Origin of the sequence: Sulfitobacter sp. 1A13421, assembly GCF_043557285.1 — a bacterium.
Taxonomy (GTDB): domain Bacteria; phylum Pseudomonadota; class Alphaproteobacteria; order Rhodobacterales; family Rhodobacteraceae; genus Sulfitobacter; species Sulfitobacter faviae.
The window spans coordinates 169,929-185,052 of record NZ_JBIFFQ010000003.1; the positions used below are offsets into that span (position 1 = coordinate 169,929).

Annotated in this window: 15 protein-coding genes; 8 read left to right on the forward strand and 7 right to left on the reverse strand. The window is 64.3% G+C overall.

The annotated features are described in order from the left end of the window. Nucleotides 1-3 precede the first annotated feature (3 nt). From ACGYLI_RS07600 to zapE, 3 genes are all read left to right on the forward strand, one after another. On the forward strand, nt 4-969 hold the full coding sequence (locus ACGYLI_RS07600; protein ID WP_394418527.1) for a zinc transporter ZntB: 966 nt from the start codon (nt 4-6) through the stop codon (nt 967-969). A 144-nt stretch (nt 970-1,113) separates the two neighbouring features. Next, complete coding sequence (locus tag ACGYLI_RS07605; protein WP_067261147.1) at nt 1,114-2,019, forward strand: LysR family transcriptional regulator; 906 nt, start codon at nt 1,114-1,116, stop codon at nt 2,017-2,019. 293 nt (nt 2,020-2,312) lie between these two features. Beyond that, entirely contained in the window at nt 2,313-3,371 is a 1,059-nt protein-coding gene (zapE, locus tag ACGYLI_RS07610; RefSeq protein ID WP_394418529.1) for a cell division protein ZapE, read from the forward strand. Nucleotides 3,372-3,389: 18 nt separating this feature from the next. Here zapE and ACGYLI_RS07615 read toward each other — a convergent pair whose 3' ends face one another. The 4 genes from ACGYLI_RS07615 to ACGYLI_RS07630 form a co-directional block, all read right to left on the reverse strand. Then, nucleotides 3,390-3,575 (reverse strand): hypothetical protein, encoded by a 186-nt coding sequence (locus ACGYLI_RS07615; RefSeq protein WP_271688452.1) that lies wholly within the window; start codon nt 3,573-3,575, stop codon nt 3,390-3,392. Nucleotides 3,576-3,671: 96 nt separating this feature from the next. Beyond that, nucleotides 3,672-4,943, reverse strand: coding sequence for a bifunctional folylpolyglutamate synthase/dihydrofolate synthase (locus ACGYLI_RS07620; protein WP_394418531.1), 1,272 nt, complete (start codon nt 4,941-4,943; stop codon nt 3,672-3,674). Further along, nucleotides 4,940-5,899: an acetyl-CoA carboxylase, carboxyltransferase subunit beta gene (gene accD / locus ACGYLI_RS07625; protein WP_136720227.1), complete on the reverse strand. Its 960-nt coding sequence runs from the start codon at nt 5,897-5,899 to the stop codon at nt 4,940-4,942. Before accD ends, ACGYLI_RS07620 begins: the two co-directional genes overlap by 4 nt. Nucleotides 5,900-5,955: 56 nt before the next feature. Continuing rightward, nucleotides 5,956-6,855: a CPBP family intramembrane glutamic endopeptidase gene (locus ACGYLI_RS07630; RefSeq protein WP_394418533.1), complete on the reverse strand. Its 900-nt coding sequence runs from the start codon at nt 6,853-6,855 to the stop codon at nt 5,956-5,958. 210 nt (nt 6,856-7,065) lie between these two features. On the opposite strand from ACGYLI_RS07630, the gene ilvD reads away from it, so the two are divergent. From ilvD to ACGYLI_RS07650, 4 genes are all read left to right on the forward strand, one after another. Beyond that, nucleotides 7,066-8,832 carry a dihydroxy-acid dehydratase gene (gene ilvD / locus ACGYLI_RS07635; protein ID WP_394418535.1) on the forward strand — a complete coding sequence of 589 codons (1,767 nt, stop codon included), beginning with the start codon at nt 7,066-7,068 and terminating at the stop codon, nt 8,830-8,832. Continuing rightward, the gene (locus ACGYLI_RS07640) at nt 8,813-9,412 is read left to right on the forward strand and encodes a hypothetical protein (protein WP_394418537.1); all 600 of its coding nucleotides are present in this window, start codon (nt 8,813-8,815) and stop codon (nt 9,410-9,412) included. The genes ilvD and ACGYLI_RS07640 overlap by 20 nt, the downstream gene beginning before the upstream one ends. Before the next feature lie 118 nt (nt 9,413-9,530). Continuing rightward, nucleotides 9,531-10,304 (forward strand): DUF6478 family protein, encoded by a 774-nt coding sequence (locus tag ACGYLI_RS07645; protein ID WP_394418539.1) that lies wholly within the window; start codon nt 9,531-9,533, stop codon nt 10,302-10,304. A gap of 9 nt (nt 10,305-10,313) precedes the next feature. Beyond that, a complete protein-coding gene (locus ACGYLI_RS07650) occupies nt 10,314-10,688 on the forward strand; it encodes a hypothetical protein (RefSeq protein WP_394418541.1) in 375 nt (124 codons plus the stop codon). 82 nt (nt 10,689-10,770) lie between these two features. Here ACGYLI_RS07650 and ACGYLI_RS07655 read toward each other — a convergent pair whose 3' ends face one another. Genes ACGYLI_RS07655 through gpmI form a run of 3 tightly spaced genes read right to left on the reverse strand, consistent with a single transcriptional unit; the run spans nt 10,771 to nt 14,762 of the window. Beyond that, the gene (locus ACGYLI_RS07655) at nt 10,771-12,108 is read right to left on the reverse strand and encodes a S41 family peptidase (protein WP_394418542.1); all 1,338 of its coding nucleotides are present in this window, start codon (nt 12,106-12,108) and stop codon (nt 10,771-10,773) included. A gap of 3 nt (nt 12,109-12,111) precedes the next feature. Further along, nucleotides 12,112-13,248 (reverse strand): murein hydrolase activator EnvC family protein, encoded by a 1,137-nt coding sequence (locus ACGYLI_RS07660; protein ID WP_394418544.1) that lies wholly within the window; start codon nt 13,246-13,248, stop codon nt 12,112-12,114. Next, on the reverse strand, nt 13,245-14,762 hold the full coding sequence (gene gpmI, locus ACGYLI_RS07665; RefSeq protein WP_394418546.1) for a 2,3-bisphosphoglycerate-independent phosphoglycerate mutase: 1,518 nt from the start codon (nt 14,760-14,762) through the stop codon (nt 13,245-13,247). The genes ACGYLI_RS07660 and gpmI overlap by 4 nt, the downstream gene beginning before the upstream one ends. Before the next feature lie 168 nt (nt 14,763-14,930). Between gpmI and ACGYLI_RS07670 the strand changes: the two genes are divergently transcribed. After that, nucleotides 14,931-15,110, forward strand: coding sequence for a zinc-finger domain-containing protein (locus ACGYLI_RS07670; RefSeq protein WP_067263007.1), 180 nt, complete (start codon nt 14,931-14,933; stop codon nt 15,108-15,110). Nucleotides 15,111-15,124: the final 14 nt, after the last annotated feature.

Consider the following 15,124-nt stretch of genomic DNA (forward strand, 5'->3'; position numbering starts at 1 on the left):
GGATTGCCAAAACGATCCAAGGTCTCCATGCCCCTCTGCGTCTTCGACATCTATGAGGATGGCACCGCGCAGGTGCCCTCCGACGACAACCTCACCGGGCCGGGGCGCTACCGCTGGTGGCACTACGACATGGCTGATCCGGCGCTGGCACCGTGGCTGGCCGAACACCTGCCCGAGATCCCGGCGGGCGCATTGCTACAGCCCGAAACCCGCCCGCGCTGTGACGAATATGACGACGGGCTGATCCTGAACCTGCGCGGCATCAACCTCAACGAAGGTCAACAGGCCGACCAAATGGTTTCGGTCCGGATGTGGGTGACGGATGCGGTGGTGATCACCGTGCGGATGCGCCGGGTCTTTGCCATAGATGAGCTGCGCGCGCTGGCCGCCGAGAACAACGCGCCACCCCGGCCTTCGGCCTTTGTCGAGGCGCTGGTCTCTCGGCTGACTGCGCGGGTGCAGGTCGAAGTGGCGCGGCTGGCGGATCGGACGGCCTTCTACGAGGCCGATCTGGAGGACCACAGCACACCGCCGCCGAAGGAACTGCCGGTGACCCGCCGCAGCGCGATCCGGCTGGAACGTTACCTCGCCCCGCAGCGCCATGCGCTGGAGCGGCTAGCCACGCTGAACCTGCCGCTGGTGCCCGACGTGGACGCGATGAAGCTGCGCGAACTGGCCAACCGCACCGCCATCGTGGTCGAGGAATTGGACGCGCTGCAAGAACGCATCGTCACGGTGCAGGATGAACACGACAACCAGGTCGCGCAGCGACAGGCGCGGCACAGCTACATGCTCTCCATCGCCGCCGCGGTCTTCTTGCCGCTAGGGTTCCTAACGGGACTTTTCGGCGTGAACGTGGGCGGGATGCCGGGCGTGGATGATCCGCGCGCCTTCGCGATCCTTTGTCTTGCCATGGTCGGCCTCGCTGCCATCATGCTGGCCGTGTTGAAATGGCTGCGCTGGCTGTGACGGGCGGGGAAACGGATTGTTCTGCCGTTTCCATGCCATGAACGATCCCCGCAAAGACCACGGGACTGTCTTGCCTCCGCCCCGATCCTGCCCGAATTGACGCCCATACCTGACCGCAACAAGATCAATGCGAAGGGACAGGCAATGGACCGCCTTACGGAAATGGAAGCGTTTGCCACTGTGGTGGATCAAGGCGGCTTTACAGATGCTGCCAAGAAGATGGGGATCTCGAAATCCGCCGTTTCAAAGCATGTCTCCTCGCTCGAGGCGCGCTTGGGCGCACGATTGCTGAACCGCACCACCCGCCGCGTCTCGCCCACCGAGATTGGCCTTGCTTACTACGACCGCGCCCGCCGGGTGCTGAACGACGCGGGCGAGGCCGATGCGCTGGTCACCTCGATGCAATCCGCGCCTTCGGGGCTGCTGCGGATCTCGGTCGCGACGGACTTTGGGGTGAACCACCTCTCCCCCGCGCTGTCGGAGTTCTTGCAAGACTTTCCCGATATCACCGTGAACATGGTGCTGAACAACCGCTACGTCGAGTTGATCTCGGAAGGCTTCGACATGGCCGTGCGGATCGGGGAGTTGGAAGACAGCACCCTGCGCGCGCGCAAATTGACCGAGACCACCAAACGCATGATCGCCAGCCCGAAGTATTTCGAGCAATACGGGCGGCCGGAAAAGATCGACGATCTGAACAATCACAAGCTGCTGCATTATTCGAACCAGTCTTCGGGCAACGTGTGGAAACTGACCGCGCCCTCGGGCGAGAAGCGGCAGGTGCGCACGGCGGGCTGGCTTTCGGTCAATGATGGGCAGAGCCTTTTGAACGCCGCGATCTCGGGGTTGGGCATCGCCTATCTGCCAAGCTTCCTCTACGCCGAGGCGATGGAGAAAGGTCTGGTCGAGGACGCGATCCCCGATCTGCCGCTGGAGACTCAGGGCATCTACGCCGTCTATCCGCCGGGCCGTTTCACGCAGCCGAAGGTGCGGGCGTTTATCGACTTTCTGGTGCATGAGTTCGCCGAGAAGGGGCCAGCGGACTGGTAAGGGTTGGGAATGTCGCTTGGCCGGAACGAGTGGCGGTCGCCGGGCCATCGCATGACTGCCCCCCGGCCGATATTGCCATCTGGCCCGGAATCAAGCCGTAGGCGCCGGGCCATCGCCTGCCCGCCCGGACGGGTAGGCGATTTAGCGAGGCTGGGTACGACCTTGCGAACGCACACAATGGTTGAGCCATAAAGTGGCGACGCCATACCGCCTGATCGCCGCCCCGCGGGCAGGCGACGGCCCTCCTCGCGAAATGCTTTCCTCTCCCCCACCAGCACGCTATCTCTCCCGCCATGAGCAACATGCGCGAAACCTACGCCCGGCTTGTCGCCGAGGGCAAACTACAGGCCGACCCGGCCCAAGAAACCGTCATGGCCGAGTTCGACCGCATCCGCGATGCGCTGGCCAACCCGCCGAAGAAAAGCTTTTTCCGCAAAGCCCCAGAGCCTCCCAAGGGCCTGTACCTTTGGGGCGGTGTCGGGCGCGGTAAATCCATGCTGATGGACATGTTCGTGGCGCATCTGCCCGACGTGCCTGCGCGCCGCGTGCATTTCCACGCCTTCATGCAGGAAATCCACAACGCCATGCATGAGGTCCGCAAGACCGGCGTGGACGATGCCATCGCCCCCGTGGCCCGCGACGTGGCGGAAAGCGTCCGCTTGCTTGCCTTTGATGAAATGCAGATCACCGACATCACCGACGCGATGATCGTGGGCCGTCTGTTCGAAGCGCTCTTCGCCGCGGGCGTCGTGGTGGTCACCACTTCGAACCGCCTGCCCGATGACCTTTATAAAAACGGTATCAACCGCGAAGTCTTCGTCCCCTTCATCGACCTCATTAAAGAGCGGATGGTGGTCCATGAACTCGCTAGCCCGACCGACTACCGCCAAGACCGGCTGGCTGGGTCCCAGGTCTATTTTACCCCCGTCAACGCCGAAAGCCGCGCCGCGATGGACGCGGTCTGGGACGATCTGGCGGGCACCGAGGGCGAACCGCTGACCCTACACGTCAAGGGCCGCGAAGTGACCATTCCGCGATATCACAACGGCATGGCACGCGCCGGTTTTCACGCGCTTTGCGGCCAGCCCTTGGGCGCGGCGGATTACCTCGCGCTGGCGCAGGCTGTGCGCGTGCTGCTGCTGGACAACATCCCCACTCTTGGCCGGTCGAATTTTAACGAGGCGAAGCGTTTCGTCACCCTGATCGACGCGCTTTATGAGGCGAAGGTGCGGCTGATCTGTTCCGCCGCCGCCGCCCCGGAAATGCTCTATCTCGAAGGTGAAGGCACTTTCGAATTTGAGCGTACAGCCTCCCGCCTGCGGGAGATGCAGGGGGAAGATTGGGGGCGCTGACCGCCCCCGGCCAACCATTCAGGAATCACTGACCGGCTGCATATGCAGGTCATTGCCCTGCAGGAAAGGGTGGTAAGGCCGTTCGACCTCATAAAGCCACCACAGGCCGCCCGCGATAATTGCGAGGCCTACGGCCATAAAGATAAATTGAAATTTCCGTGCATCGTCCTGATCGTGACGCGCGGACCGGCTGAAATTGCGCATGGGGACACCTCGGTCAAATTCGAAAGGGGAGACTTCCATGGACCAAGATATACCACATCTGCACCTCGCAGCAGCGGTACACCCAAATATGGTTAATTAGACGTTTTCACGCAACACGCTACCGGCAAGGTAGAGCGAGCCGCAGATCAGCACACGCGCATGGGGTTCGCGGGCGATGATCGCCTTGAGCGCCGCCGTGACGGTCTCGGCCTCTGCGGTCTCGAACCCTACATCGCGCGCCACTTTCGCCGTCGTCTCGGCAGGCAGGGTCGCCGCCTCGCCGGGGATCGACACGGCGGTGAGGCTTGCCGCCTCTGCTGCCAGCGGGCGCAGGTATCCGGCGATATCCTTGGTGTTCAACATGCCGCAAATCAGATGCGTCGGGCGTTTCGGCAAGGCCGCCAACGTGGCCGCCAATGCCGCCCCCGCCGCGGGATTATGGCCCCCATCGAGCCACAACTCGCCTTCGGGCGCCATACGGGCAAGCGGCCCATCTGACAGCCGCTGCATTCGCGCGGGCCATTGCGCCTGCGTCACGGCAGCCTCACAGGCCTCTGCATCGACGCCAAGCTGGCGCAGCGCGACCAGCGCGGCCCCCGCGTTCATGAGCTGATGGTCGCCGGGCAGATTGGGGCGCGGGAGGTCAAGCAGGCCGCGCTCATCCTGATAGACCACGCGCCCGGCTTCGGGCGCGACATGCCACTGCTGACCATAGGCCAAAAGCGGCGCGCCGAGTTTCGCAGCGCGGTCTTCGATCACCTCAAGCGCGGGGTCTTCCTGCGGGCCGACCACGCAAGGGACAAGCCGCTTGATGATACCCGCCTTTTCGCCGGCGATCTCGGCCAGTGTTTCGCCAAGATACTGCTGATGATCGACCGACACCGGGGTGATCACGGTCAAGGCGGGATCGACCACATTCGTCGCGTCGAGCCGCCCGCCAAGGCCGACTTCAAGCAGCGTATAATCGGCAGGCACCCGCGAAAAAGCGAGGATCGCGGCACAGGTCGTGATCTCAAAATAGGTGATCTCTTCGCCGCCATTGGCAGCATGGCATTCGTCCAGCACGGCGGCGAGGTCCGGCTCCGAGATCAACTCGCCAGCCACCCGAATACGCTCGTGAAACCGCGCCAGATGCGGCGAGGTATAGGCGTGCACTGTCTTGCCCGCCGCCTCCAACCCGGCGCGGATCATCGCTTGGGTCGAGCCTTTGCCATTGGTGCCCGCAATATGGATCACCGGCGGCAGGTCGTTCTGCGGATTGCCCAAAGCCGCCAGCAGCCGCCACATCCGGTCGAGCGTCAGGTCGATGATCTTGGGGTGCAGCGCCATCATCCGTTCAAGGATGACGTCGGATGAAGGCGTGCTCATTTCTTCTCTGGCGTGTCGGCGGGCAAATCCGCTGCGGCCTGAACGGCGGCGGCGGCCTCGGCCACCTCAAGCTCTTCGGGGGCGGGCAGGTCGCCGCGCACGGCAGGGGGCAGGCCCATCAGCATGCGGGTGATGGTGATCAACTCATCACGCATCTCGGTGCGTTTGGTCACCCGGTCGAGCATCCCGTGGTCGAGCAGATATTCCGCGCGCTGGAAGCCTTCGGGCAGTTTCTCGCGAATGGTCTGTTCGATCACGCGCGGCCCGGCAAAACAGATCAGCGCGTTCGGCTCGGCGATCTGCACGTCGCCCAGCATTGCGTAGGACGCGGTGACGCCCCCGGTGGTGGGATGGGTCAGCACGACGATGTAAGGAAGCCCCGCCTCTTTCAGCATCTGCACGGCGACGGTGGTGCGCGGCATCTGCATCAGGCTGAGGATACCCTCCTGCATGCGCGCGCCACCGGCGGCGGAGAACAGCACCAGCGGGCGCTTCAGCTTCACGGCTTCCTCGGCGGCGGCAATGATCGCATTGCCGACATACATGCCCATGGAGCCGCCCATGAAAGAGAAGTCCTGCGCGCAGGCGACGATCGGCGTGCGACCAATATCGCCGGTCACGACCAGCATCGCCTCATGCTCACCGGTCTGCTTTTGCGCGGCCTTCATCCGGTCGGGATAGCGCTTCTGGTCTTTGAAATGCAGCGGGTCGGGTGTGGGCGCCGGAACCTTCACCTCGGTAAAGATGCCACCGTCGAACAGCGCCTTGAAACGCGCGCGGGGGCTGATGTGCATGTGGTGGCCGCAATTGGTGCAGACGTTCAGATTGTCCGCCAACTCACGGTGAAACAGCATGGTGCCGCATTCGTTACACTTGGTCCACAGATTGTCCGGCGTCTCGCGGCGCGAGAAGATCGAGTTGATTCGCGGGCGGACGTAGTTCGTGATCCAGTTCATTGGCAGGCCTCTGCTGTGGTTCCGTCCCAGATAATCCCCGCATGGGGAAATTGCAATCAGCGGCGTATCGCCAGCCGCGCCGCCAGCCATGAGACCAGCATCAAGGCGAAATCAACCGGCAGCCATGAACGCAACGCCGCCGCGTCATCCATTGAAAAGGGCGTCAGATAGAGCGCCAGCCCCGAAAGATCATCCGGCAGAGAGACAATGAGAATGGCTGAGACATTGTTCCACAGATGCACCGCGATCGCGGGCCCAAGCGAGCCGGAGCGCGCGGTAAGGTCCGCCATCAGGATGCCGAAAACCCCCGCCCAAAGCGCCACCATCAGCGCATTCTCCCCCGCCTCGGCAGGCAGGTAATGGCCCGCTGCGAACAGCGCCGACGGCAGCACCATCCAGATCAGCGGCGCGTTGAACCGCGCCGCGAGTTGCTGTTGCACATAGCCGCGAAAGACGATCTCTTCGGCGCTGACCTGCACCAGCACGGCCAGCAGCGACAGCGGCAAAAGCAGCAGCCAACGGCCCAGCGGCAGGTTCGGCGTCAACTCGCCACCCATGTCCCATGGCGGCAGGACCGCCAGCGCACCCCCAAGGGCCAGCATGGCAAGGGACACCGCGCGAAAATGCGGCCAGAGCCGCCCCGGCAGGCCGAAAAGGCTCCCCGCGCTGCGCCGGTGCACGATCCGCACGGTCACGGCGACGGCCATCGCCATGGTGCCAAAGCTGAACAGCAGCAGATACATCGCCTGCGGCGTGGCCCCTTTCAGAAGATCGCCATGCAGCGACGGGGCAGCCGATCCCGCCAGCCTATAGACCGTTTGAAAGTAAAGCTCGTTCAGCGCGACATAGGCCACCACCGCCACGAACAGCCCCAGAAAAAACCGCCACAGTGCCGAGGTGCTGCGCGCGGGCGCGACAAAGGCCGCGTGGGCGCTGTAATCGGGCCGCCAGTTCATCAGCGGCGCCGTTCAAATCGGAGGTGGTGCTTGCAGAGCATAAGCCGGGCCTTCACGCTTGCGGGCGGGCCGAACCGACCGCGCCAGAAGGTCAGAACCTATGCCCTAACACGCTGCAATACAACAGTTCCCCCGCCTCATACGCGCCAAAGCCTTGCAGCATAGCCGCCGCCCGACTATTCCATTCAAGACGTTTCAAGGAGCCCACCGATGTCCACCACGCCCCGCTTCGACAAATCCCGGCTGCCCAGCCGCCATGTGACCGAAGGCCCGGCCCGCGCGCCGCACCGGTCCTACTACTATGCCATGGGCATGACCGAGGAAGAGATTCACCAGCCGCTGGTGGGCGTCGCCACCTGCTGGAACGAAGCCGCCCCCTGTAACATCGCGCTGAACCGTCAGGCGCAGGCGGTGAAAGTAGGTGTGCATTCCGAACAGGGCACCCCGCGCGAGTTCACCACCATCACCGTCACCGACGGCATCGCCATGGGGCATGAGGGCATGCGCTCCTCGCTGGCTTCGCGTGAGGCGATTGCCGACACGGTGGAACTGACCATGCGCGGCCATTGCTATGACGCCATTGTCGGGCTGGCGGGCTGCGACAAGTCGCTGCCGGGGATGATGATGGCGATGCTGCGGCTGAACGTGCCATCGGTCTTCCTCTACGGCGGGTCGATCCTGCCAGGCAAAGCACCTGCGGGCGCCGACGTTCCCGAAGATTTCGCCACCCGCGATCTCACTGTGCAGGACATGTTCGAGGCCGTGGGCCGCTTCCAGAACGGCTCCATGTCGCAAGCCGCGCTCGATGTGCTCGAACGCGTCGCCTGCCCCTCTGCCGGGGCCTGCGGCGGCCAGTTCACCGCCAACACCATGGCCTGCGTCTCCGAGGCGATCGGGCTTGCGCTGCCGAACTCCTCCGGCATGCCCGCCCCTTACGAGAGCCGCGACGCCTATGCCGAGGCCTCGGGTGCTGCGGTGATGAACCTGATCGAGAAGAACATCCGCGCCCGCGACATCTGCACCCGCGAAGCCTTTGAAAACGCGGCGCGCATCGTGGCCTGCACCGGCGGGTCGACCAACGCGGGCCTGCACCTTCCGGCGATGGCCCATGAGGCCGGGATCGATTTCTTCCTCGAAGACGTCTGCGAGATCTTCCGCGACACACCTTACTTCGTCGACATGAAGCCGGGCGGTCAGTACGTCGCCAAGGACCTCTACGACGCGGGCGGCGTGCCGGTGGTGATGAAGGAGCTGCGCAAGGCGGGGCTTTTGCACACCGACTGTCTGACCGCCACCGGCCGTTCTATCGGCGAAGAACTGGACCGCATCGACCGCGAGGCCGACGGCAAGGTGATCCACTCGGTCGCGACCCCGATCAGCAAGACCGGCGGCGTCGTGGGCCTGAAAGGCAACCTCGCCCCCGAAGGCGCCATCGTGAAGATCGCGGGCATGGCCGAGGAAGACATCGTCTTCACCGGTCCGGCGCTGGTGTTCGAATGCGAACAGGACGCCTTCGAGGCGGTGCAGAACCGCGCCTATAAGGAAGGCGACGTTTTCGTGATCCGCAACGAAGGCCCCGCTGGCGGCCCCGGCATGCGCGAGATGCTGGCGACCACGGCGGCGCTCTCGGGTCAGGGCATGGGCAAGAAGGTGGCGCTGATCACCGACGGACGCTTCTCAGGCGCGACCCGCGGTTTCTGCGTTGGCCACGTCGGCCCCGAAGCGGCGCATGGCGGCCCCATCGCACTGCTGAAGAACGGCGACATGATCACCCTCGACGCGGTCAAGGGCAGCATCACCGTGGATCTGTCGGACGAGGAACTGGCCGAGCGCCGCAAGGCATGGGCTGGCCCGCGTGCCACCAACTACGAAAGCGGCGCGCTGTGGAAATACGCGAAACTCGTCGGCCCCACCTACCTTGGCGCGGTAACACATCCCGGCGCCAAGGCGGAGACCCATGATTACATGGACCTCTAAAAGCCCCCTCGCGGCGCTTGCAATGCTCACCCTGTCCGCCTGCGAAGGCGGTCAGGGTTTTTCCTTTGGCGGCAGCCCCGCCACGCCTGAGAAACCGCTGCTGCAAACCGCTTTGGCCGGGGGCGCGGTGCAGGTTGTGCCGCCGCAGGGCTATTGCATCGACCCCAAAAGCCTCAAACGTCGCTTTGCGCTGATGGCGCGTTGCGATGCGCTTGGCTTGCCTGATGTGGTCAGCGCTGCGCCGCGCGGCATTCTCACCCTCGCGCTGATCGAAGCCGAGGCCGACGCGCCCCTGCCCACGCCGCAACAGGTGGCCGAAGCGGCAGGGCTGAGCCAGTTGCAAGAGGCCGGTCGCGTCGAGGGCGCGTCGATCTTTGTCGCCCAAGGGCCGGCGCCCGCCGAAGGCATGTCGCCCCGCCACTGGCGCGGCATGGCGCGGATCGGCGGCCATGTGGCCAGCGTCACCCTCTACGGCGCGCCGCAAAGCCGCGCCATTTCCGAAGAGGGCCGCGCGCTGGTGGCAGAGCTGATCCAGCAAAGCCGCAGCAAAAGCGCAACGCCCACCGCCCCCGGCAGTTGACCAGCCTTTGTTTCCAAATCAGCAACACTGCCCGGGGCCGGAAACAATCACGGGGGCTATTCATTTGAACGAAATCCCCGCCTTGCATAGACTGCGAGCAAACGAGAGGCGCAGGGCCATGGTCAACTTCCGCAGCGGTTATCTTGAGGGCAAGCTCTTTGCCCGCGCGCTGCAACGCTGGGCGGTTGCGGCCCGCAAAGCGGCCACGGCTGACCTTGCCACCCTGCGCCGCCAACGCAGCCGCGCCCGGCTGCTGCGCACCCAATTAGACCGGCTGATCCACCGCGCCGAAGACCGTCTTGCCCTGCCTGCCATCGGGGCCAGCGGCTTTCCGAAACCACATAACGCCGATTGGGCATGGCGGCCCGAGTTGTGGCGCGGCCCGCTTGCCACGCCGGGGCTGTCCTCGGTCGCGACCAAATCCAAACTGGGCGAAGAGGTGACCCTGTTCCACGATTGCGCGCGGTCGGAACTGACCCTGCGCCAATTGCGCAACCTGCGCGAAGCCGACCTGGCCCCCTTTGGCCTGCAACTCGACGTGTTCAAATTCGACGGGTCATTCCTGTCGCTGGTGGTCGATCTGCCGCCCGAGGCGATCACCGGATTGAAACGCCGTCACCTGATCCGCATGGACACGATTGTGGAATTGGAGCACCCGCTAGAGATCTTTGCCCGGCTCAACATCCGCCACGGGCCGAACACCGAACAGATCGTCCACGAACTGCCTGTCGGTCAGGAAAGCATCAGCGTCGAATTCGATCTGGCCTATAGCAAACTCAACGAAAAGCGGATCGAGGCGGCATGGATCGACCTGATCTTTGAAGGCCCGGAGATGAACCAAGTCGTGCTGCGCGACCTCACTTTTTCCCGCTCCCCCCGCGCCCAGATCTAGGACCCCGTGATGAGCCGATATGACCTGACCAAAACCGTGCTGCGCCAAGGCGTCTGGCACGGCGTGCTGACCGCCAAAGAGGGTGCAGAAACGTCGCAGATAAGCGTGACCCATGAGGGCAAGGAGGTGACGGGTATCACGTTAGAGGCCGAAGGGTCCGAGGGGCGCTGGCATCTTTCCTTCCCCGTCCCGGCAGAGGCGATTGCCGATGGGGTCCAGACCCTCGTCATTACCGAAATGGCCAGCGGGGCGCTCTTGGGTCATGTGACCCTGATCGCGGATGAAGCGCTCGGCGATGACATACGGGCCGAGATGGACCTGCTGCGCGCCGAACTCGACATGCTGAAACGCGCCTTTCGGCGGCACTGCCGCGAGACGGAATAAGCGAAACGCCGTCCCGCAGGGCTGCGCCCAACAAAAAGCCCCGCTGTCTCCAGCGGGGCTTTGTGCATCTATGTGAAAGAGATCACTCGTTCGGACCCAGAGCCGACAGCCCTTTGAGGATGTCGATGGCATAGGCCAGCTGGTAATCCTCTTCGCGCAGCTCCGCCGCTTTGCGGGCCTTTTCGCGGTCGTCTTCGATCTGTTTGATCTGATCGTCGGTCAGGCTGTCGTTGTTCAACCGGCCCCGCAGATCGGCTTCGGAGCGGAGGGGGCGTGCCGACAATGCATCGTCTTCCTCGGTCTCGGGTGCCGCCGGGGGCTGCGCCACGACGATGTCGGGGGATACGCCAAGCGCTTGGATCGACCGCCCCGAGGGCGTGTAATAGCGCGCCGTGGTCAGACGCATGGCCCCGTCCCCGCGCAGCGGCATGACGGTCTGAACAGACCCTTTGCCAAAGCTTTTGGTGCCGATGACGATGGCGCGGCGGTGGTCCTGCAAAGCGCCGGCGACAATCTCGGAAGCCGAGGCCGAACCGCCGTTGATTAGCACGACGATCGGCTTGCCCATCGCCAGATCACCCGGCGTGGCGTTCACCCGGTCGCCGTCTTCGATGTCGCGGCCCCGGGTACTGACGATCTCGCCTTCCTCAAGAAAGGCATCTGACACGGCAATTGCCTGATTGAGCAGGCCACCGGGGTTGTTGCGCATGTCGATGACGATGCCGTTGAGATTATCAATGCCGCCCGCCTCTTCGATCTGCTGCTCCAGCCCTTCCTTCATCTTCGGATAGGTCTGCTCGTTAAAGGTGGTCAGGCGCAGCACGGCGGTATCGCCCACGGTGCGGGCCCGCACGGCGGTCAATTGGATCGTGTCGCGCACGATGGAGACGTCAAAGGGCTCAGGCTCCCCTTCCCGCACCACGGTGATCAGGATCTCGGACCCCACCGGCCCGCGCATCATCTCAACCGCGTCGTCGAGGCCGAGGCCCAGCAGGCTTTCGCCATCGACATGGGTGATGAAATCCCCCGCTTCGATCCCCGCTTCGGCGGCGGGCGTGCCGTCGATGGGGGAGACGACTTTGACGAAACCTTCTTCTTGGGTGACCTCAATGCCAAGCCCGCCAAACTCGCCACGCGTCTGCTCGCGCATTTTCTCGGCGTCTTTCGGCGAGAGGTAGGACGAATGCGGATCAAGCGAGGTGAGCATGCCGTTGATGGCCGCCTCAATCAGATCACCGGGATCGACATCTTCGACATATTGGGCGCGGATGCGTTCGAAAATATCACCGAAAAGATCAAGCTGTTCGTAAACATTGGTCGTCTTCTCGGCCTCTTGCGCCAGCAGCGGCCCGGCGATCTGAGTGGTGGCGACCACCCCCGCCACCGTGCCTGCAACGGCTGCCATCACGAATTTCTTCATCTGCTATCCATCCTTGTCGGTGCGGAACCAGTCTGCCGGATCCTGAGGTGTGTTGTCTTGCCTGACTTCTATATAGAGCGTTTCCGTCCGGTCAGTGCCAGTGGCTTCACCATTTGGTGACATCTGAGATGTTGTGCCGCTTTCCGGCCCGCCCATCAACCCGATGGGGGTGCCACCGGCAATCACCTGCCCGGCTTGGCCGTAAACCACATCCAGCCCCGCCAGCACGAAAAGCGTGTCGACCTGCGGCTCAAGGATCACGACATTGCCCAGATCAAGCAGCGGCCCGACATAACGGATCGTCGCTGCCGAAGGGCTGGTCACGATGGCGCGCGGGCGGGTGGCAAGGATCATGCCGGGCCGCGTTACGCCCGCCGAATCCGTCTCTCCGGCCTTGCGGATCACCAACCCCTGCGCGGGTAAGGGCAGATCGCCCACCTGCCCGTCGAGGTTCACCGGCGCAGGCTCAACCGCACCGGTGGTGATCTCGGACAGGCCGCTGGCAAAGCCGTCCAACGTCTCGGTCGAGGCGATAAGGATCGCAGTGCGCACCGGGTCTTCGGTAAAGCGCATCGGCAGATCGGTGCGGTTGGCCATGGCCTGATTGAGCGCGGTGCGCGCGGCCTGAAGCTCGGTCAGCCCGTCTTGCAGGCGCTGCGCCGCATCGGTTTGGAGCGCGCGCAGGGTCTTGATGTCCTCATAGTCCTGCCGCAGCGCATCGGCGCGGGCGTTGAGCGCAGGCGTCAATTCAGCCAGCAACATGCCTGCGCGGGCGGTGCCCATCGGGCCGTCGGGGTGCAGCAGCACCACGGGCGACGGATCGCCGCCGATGCTTTGCAAGACGCCCAAGAACTGCGCCACCTCACCCTCGCGCGCCTGAAGCTTGCGGCTGAGCTGCGCCTCGTTGATCGCGGCCTGCCGCAGCCCGGCCCGCATCGCCGCGAGACCTGCCTCAAACGCCTGAATCGTCTCGGTCAGCGCCTTGACCCGGTCGCGCGCGCCATCGGCTTGGTCCAGCCGCGCCGATGCCACCTCCAAGGCGGTCGCCGCCGCGCGCGCCTCCGCGGCGGCCTCATCGGCCTGCGCCTGTGCCATCAGGGGCAGACAGGCAAAAAGGACAGCCGCGGCAAGATGTTTCATGAAAGCAGGCTTTTCCCGGTCATTTCTTCAGGCTGCGGCAGGCCCATCAAATCAAGCACCGTGGGCGCCAGATCAGCCAGCCGCCCGTCGCGCAGCGCCGCCCCTTCGGGCGCGCCCACCGCCACCACCGGCACGGGGTTGAGCGTATGGGCCGTATGCGCGCCGCCGGTCTCGGGGTCGATCATCATCTCGCAATTGCCGTGATCCGCGGTGACGATCATCGCGCCGCCTGCGGCCTCCAGCGCCTTGAGCACCCGGCCCAGCCCCGCATCCACCGCCTCACAAGCCGCAATCGCCGCCTCAAGATCGCCGGTATGGCCGACCATATCGGGATTGGCGTAGTTCACCACGATCAGGTCATAGCCCGCCTCGATCGCCTGCACGAATTGATCCGTCACCTCGGCGGAGGACATCTCGGGCTGCATGTCATAGGTCGCCACATTAGGCGATTTGGGCATGTTGCGGTCCTCCCCCGTGGCCGGGGTCTCTACCCCGCCGTTGAGGAAGAAGGTCACATGAGGATATTTCTCGGTCTCGGCCAGCCGGAACTGCCGCAGCCCCTGCTGCGCCACCCAATCGCCCAGCGTGTTCTTGATGTCCGGCTTGGGATACATCGTGGTCATATAGGCGGCGTGGTCCTTGGAATATTCCGCCATGCCCATCAGCGCCGCCCAATCGGGGCGCGCGCCGGTGTCATAGGCGTCAAAGCCCGGCTCGCCCAAAGCCGCCATGATTTCTCGCGCGCGATCGGCGCGGAAGTTGAGGCAGAAGAATCCGTCGCCAGAAGCCGCCCCCGCGTAGCCCTCGATCACGCTGGCGGTGATGAATTCATCCGTCTCGCCCCGCCCATAGGCCGCCTCAACCGCCGCGCGGGGATCGGGAAACCCCTCCCCTTCGCCATGCAGGATCGCCGCCGAAGCCTTGCCGACCCGGTCCCAACGGTTGTCGCGGTCCATCGCGAAATAGCGCCCCGTCACGGTGACGATCTTCACGGCCTCGGGCAGCGCCGCCTCTAGCGTCTCGAAATAGCCAAGGGCAGAGGACGGCGCCACGTCGCGCCCATCTGTCACCGCGTGGATCACCACCGGCAGCCCCGCCACATCCAGCGCGCGGGCGGCGGCAATCATATGGCTGAGATGCCCATGCACCCCCCCGTCCGAGACGACGCCCATCAGATGCGCGGTGCCGCCGGTTTCCTTGAGCTTGGCGATGAAATCTTGCAGGCGCTCATTCTCGGCAAAGCTGCCCTCTTCGATGGCCAGATCGATCTGCCCCAGATCCATCGCCACCACCCGGCCCGCGCCAATATTGGTGTGCCCGACCTCGGAATTGCCCATCTGCCCGCGCGGCAGACCCACATCGGGGCCATGGGTGATCAACTGCGCCTTCGGCCCCGCCTGCATGATCCGGTCGAAATTCGGCGTCTTGGCCAGCAAGGGCGCGTTGCCTTCCCGCACCTCGCTCAGGCCCCAACCGTCAAGGATGCACAATACGACAGGTTTGGGGGCGCTCATCAGACTGTTGCTCCGGCTTGGTGGCTGTTCAGCGCCTTTTACCCCTTGTGGGCTGGCACTTGAACCACTTTGTGCACAAGCCCCCCATTCCCGCGCAGAGCCCTTGCCCCGCGCGGCTGCTTTGGTCATAACGAGTGGCAACTTTCGCCTGAGCCGAGGACCAACTCCATGACCCTGCAAGCGCCCGAAACCCGCATCGTGAACACTTGGCGCGTGGCCTGCGACGGCAGTGAAGGCGCGCTTGGCCACCCGCGCGTCTGGCTGCAAATCCCCCAAGATCGCGGCTGGGTCGAATGCGGCTATTGCGACTGTAAATTCGTGCATGCGGATTTCGAAGGCAAAGTCTGAGCCTTTCCGGCCCA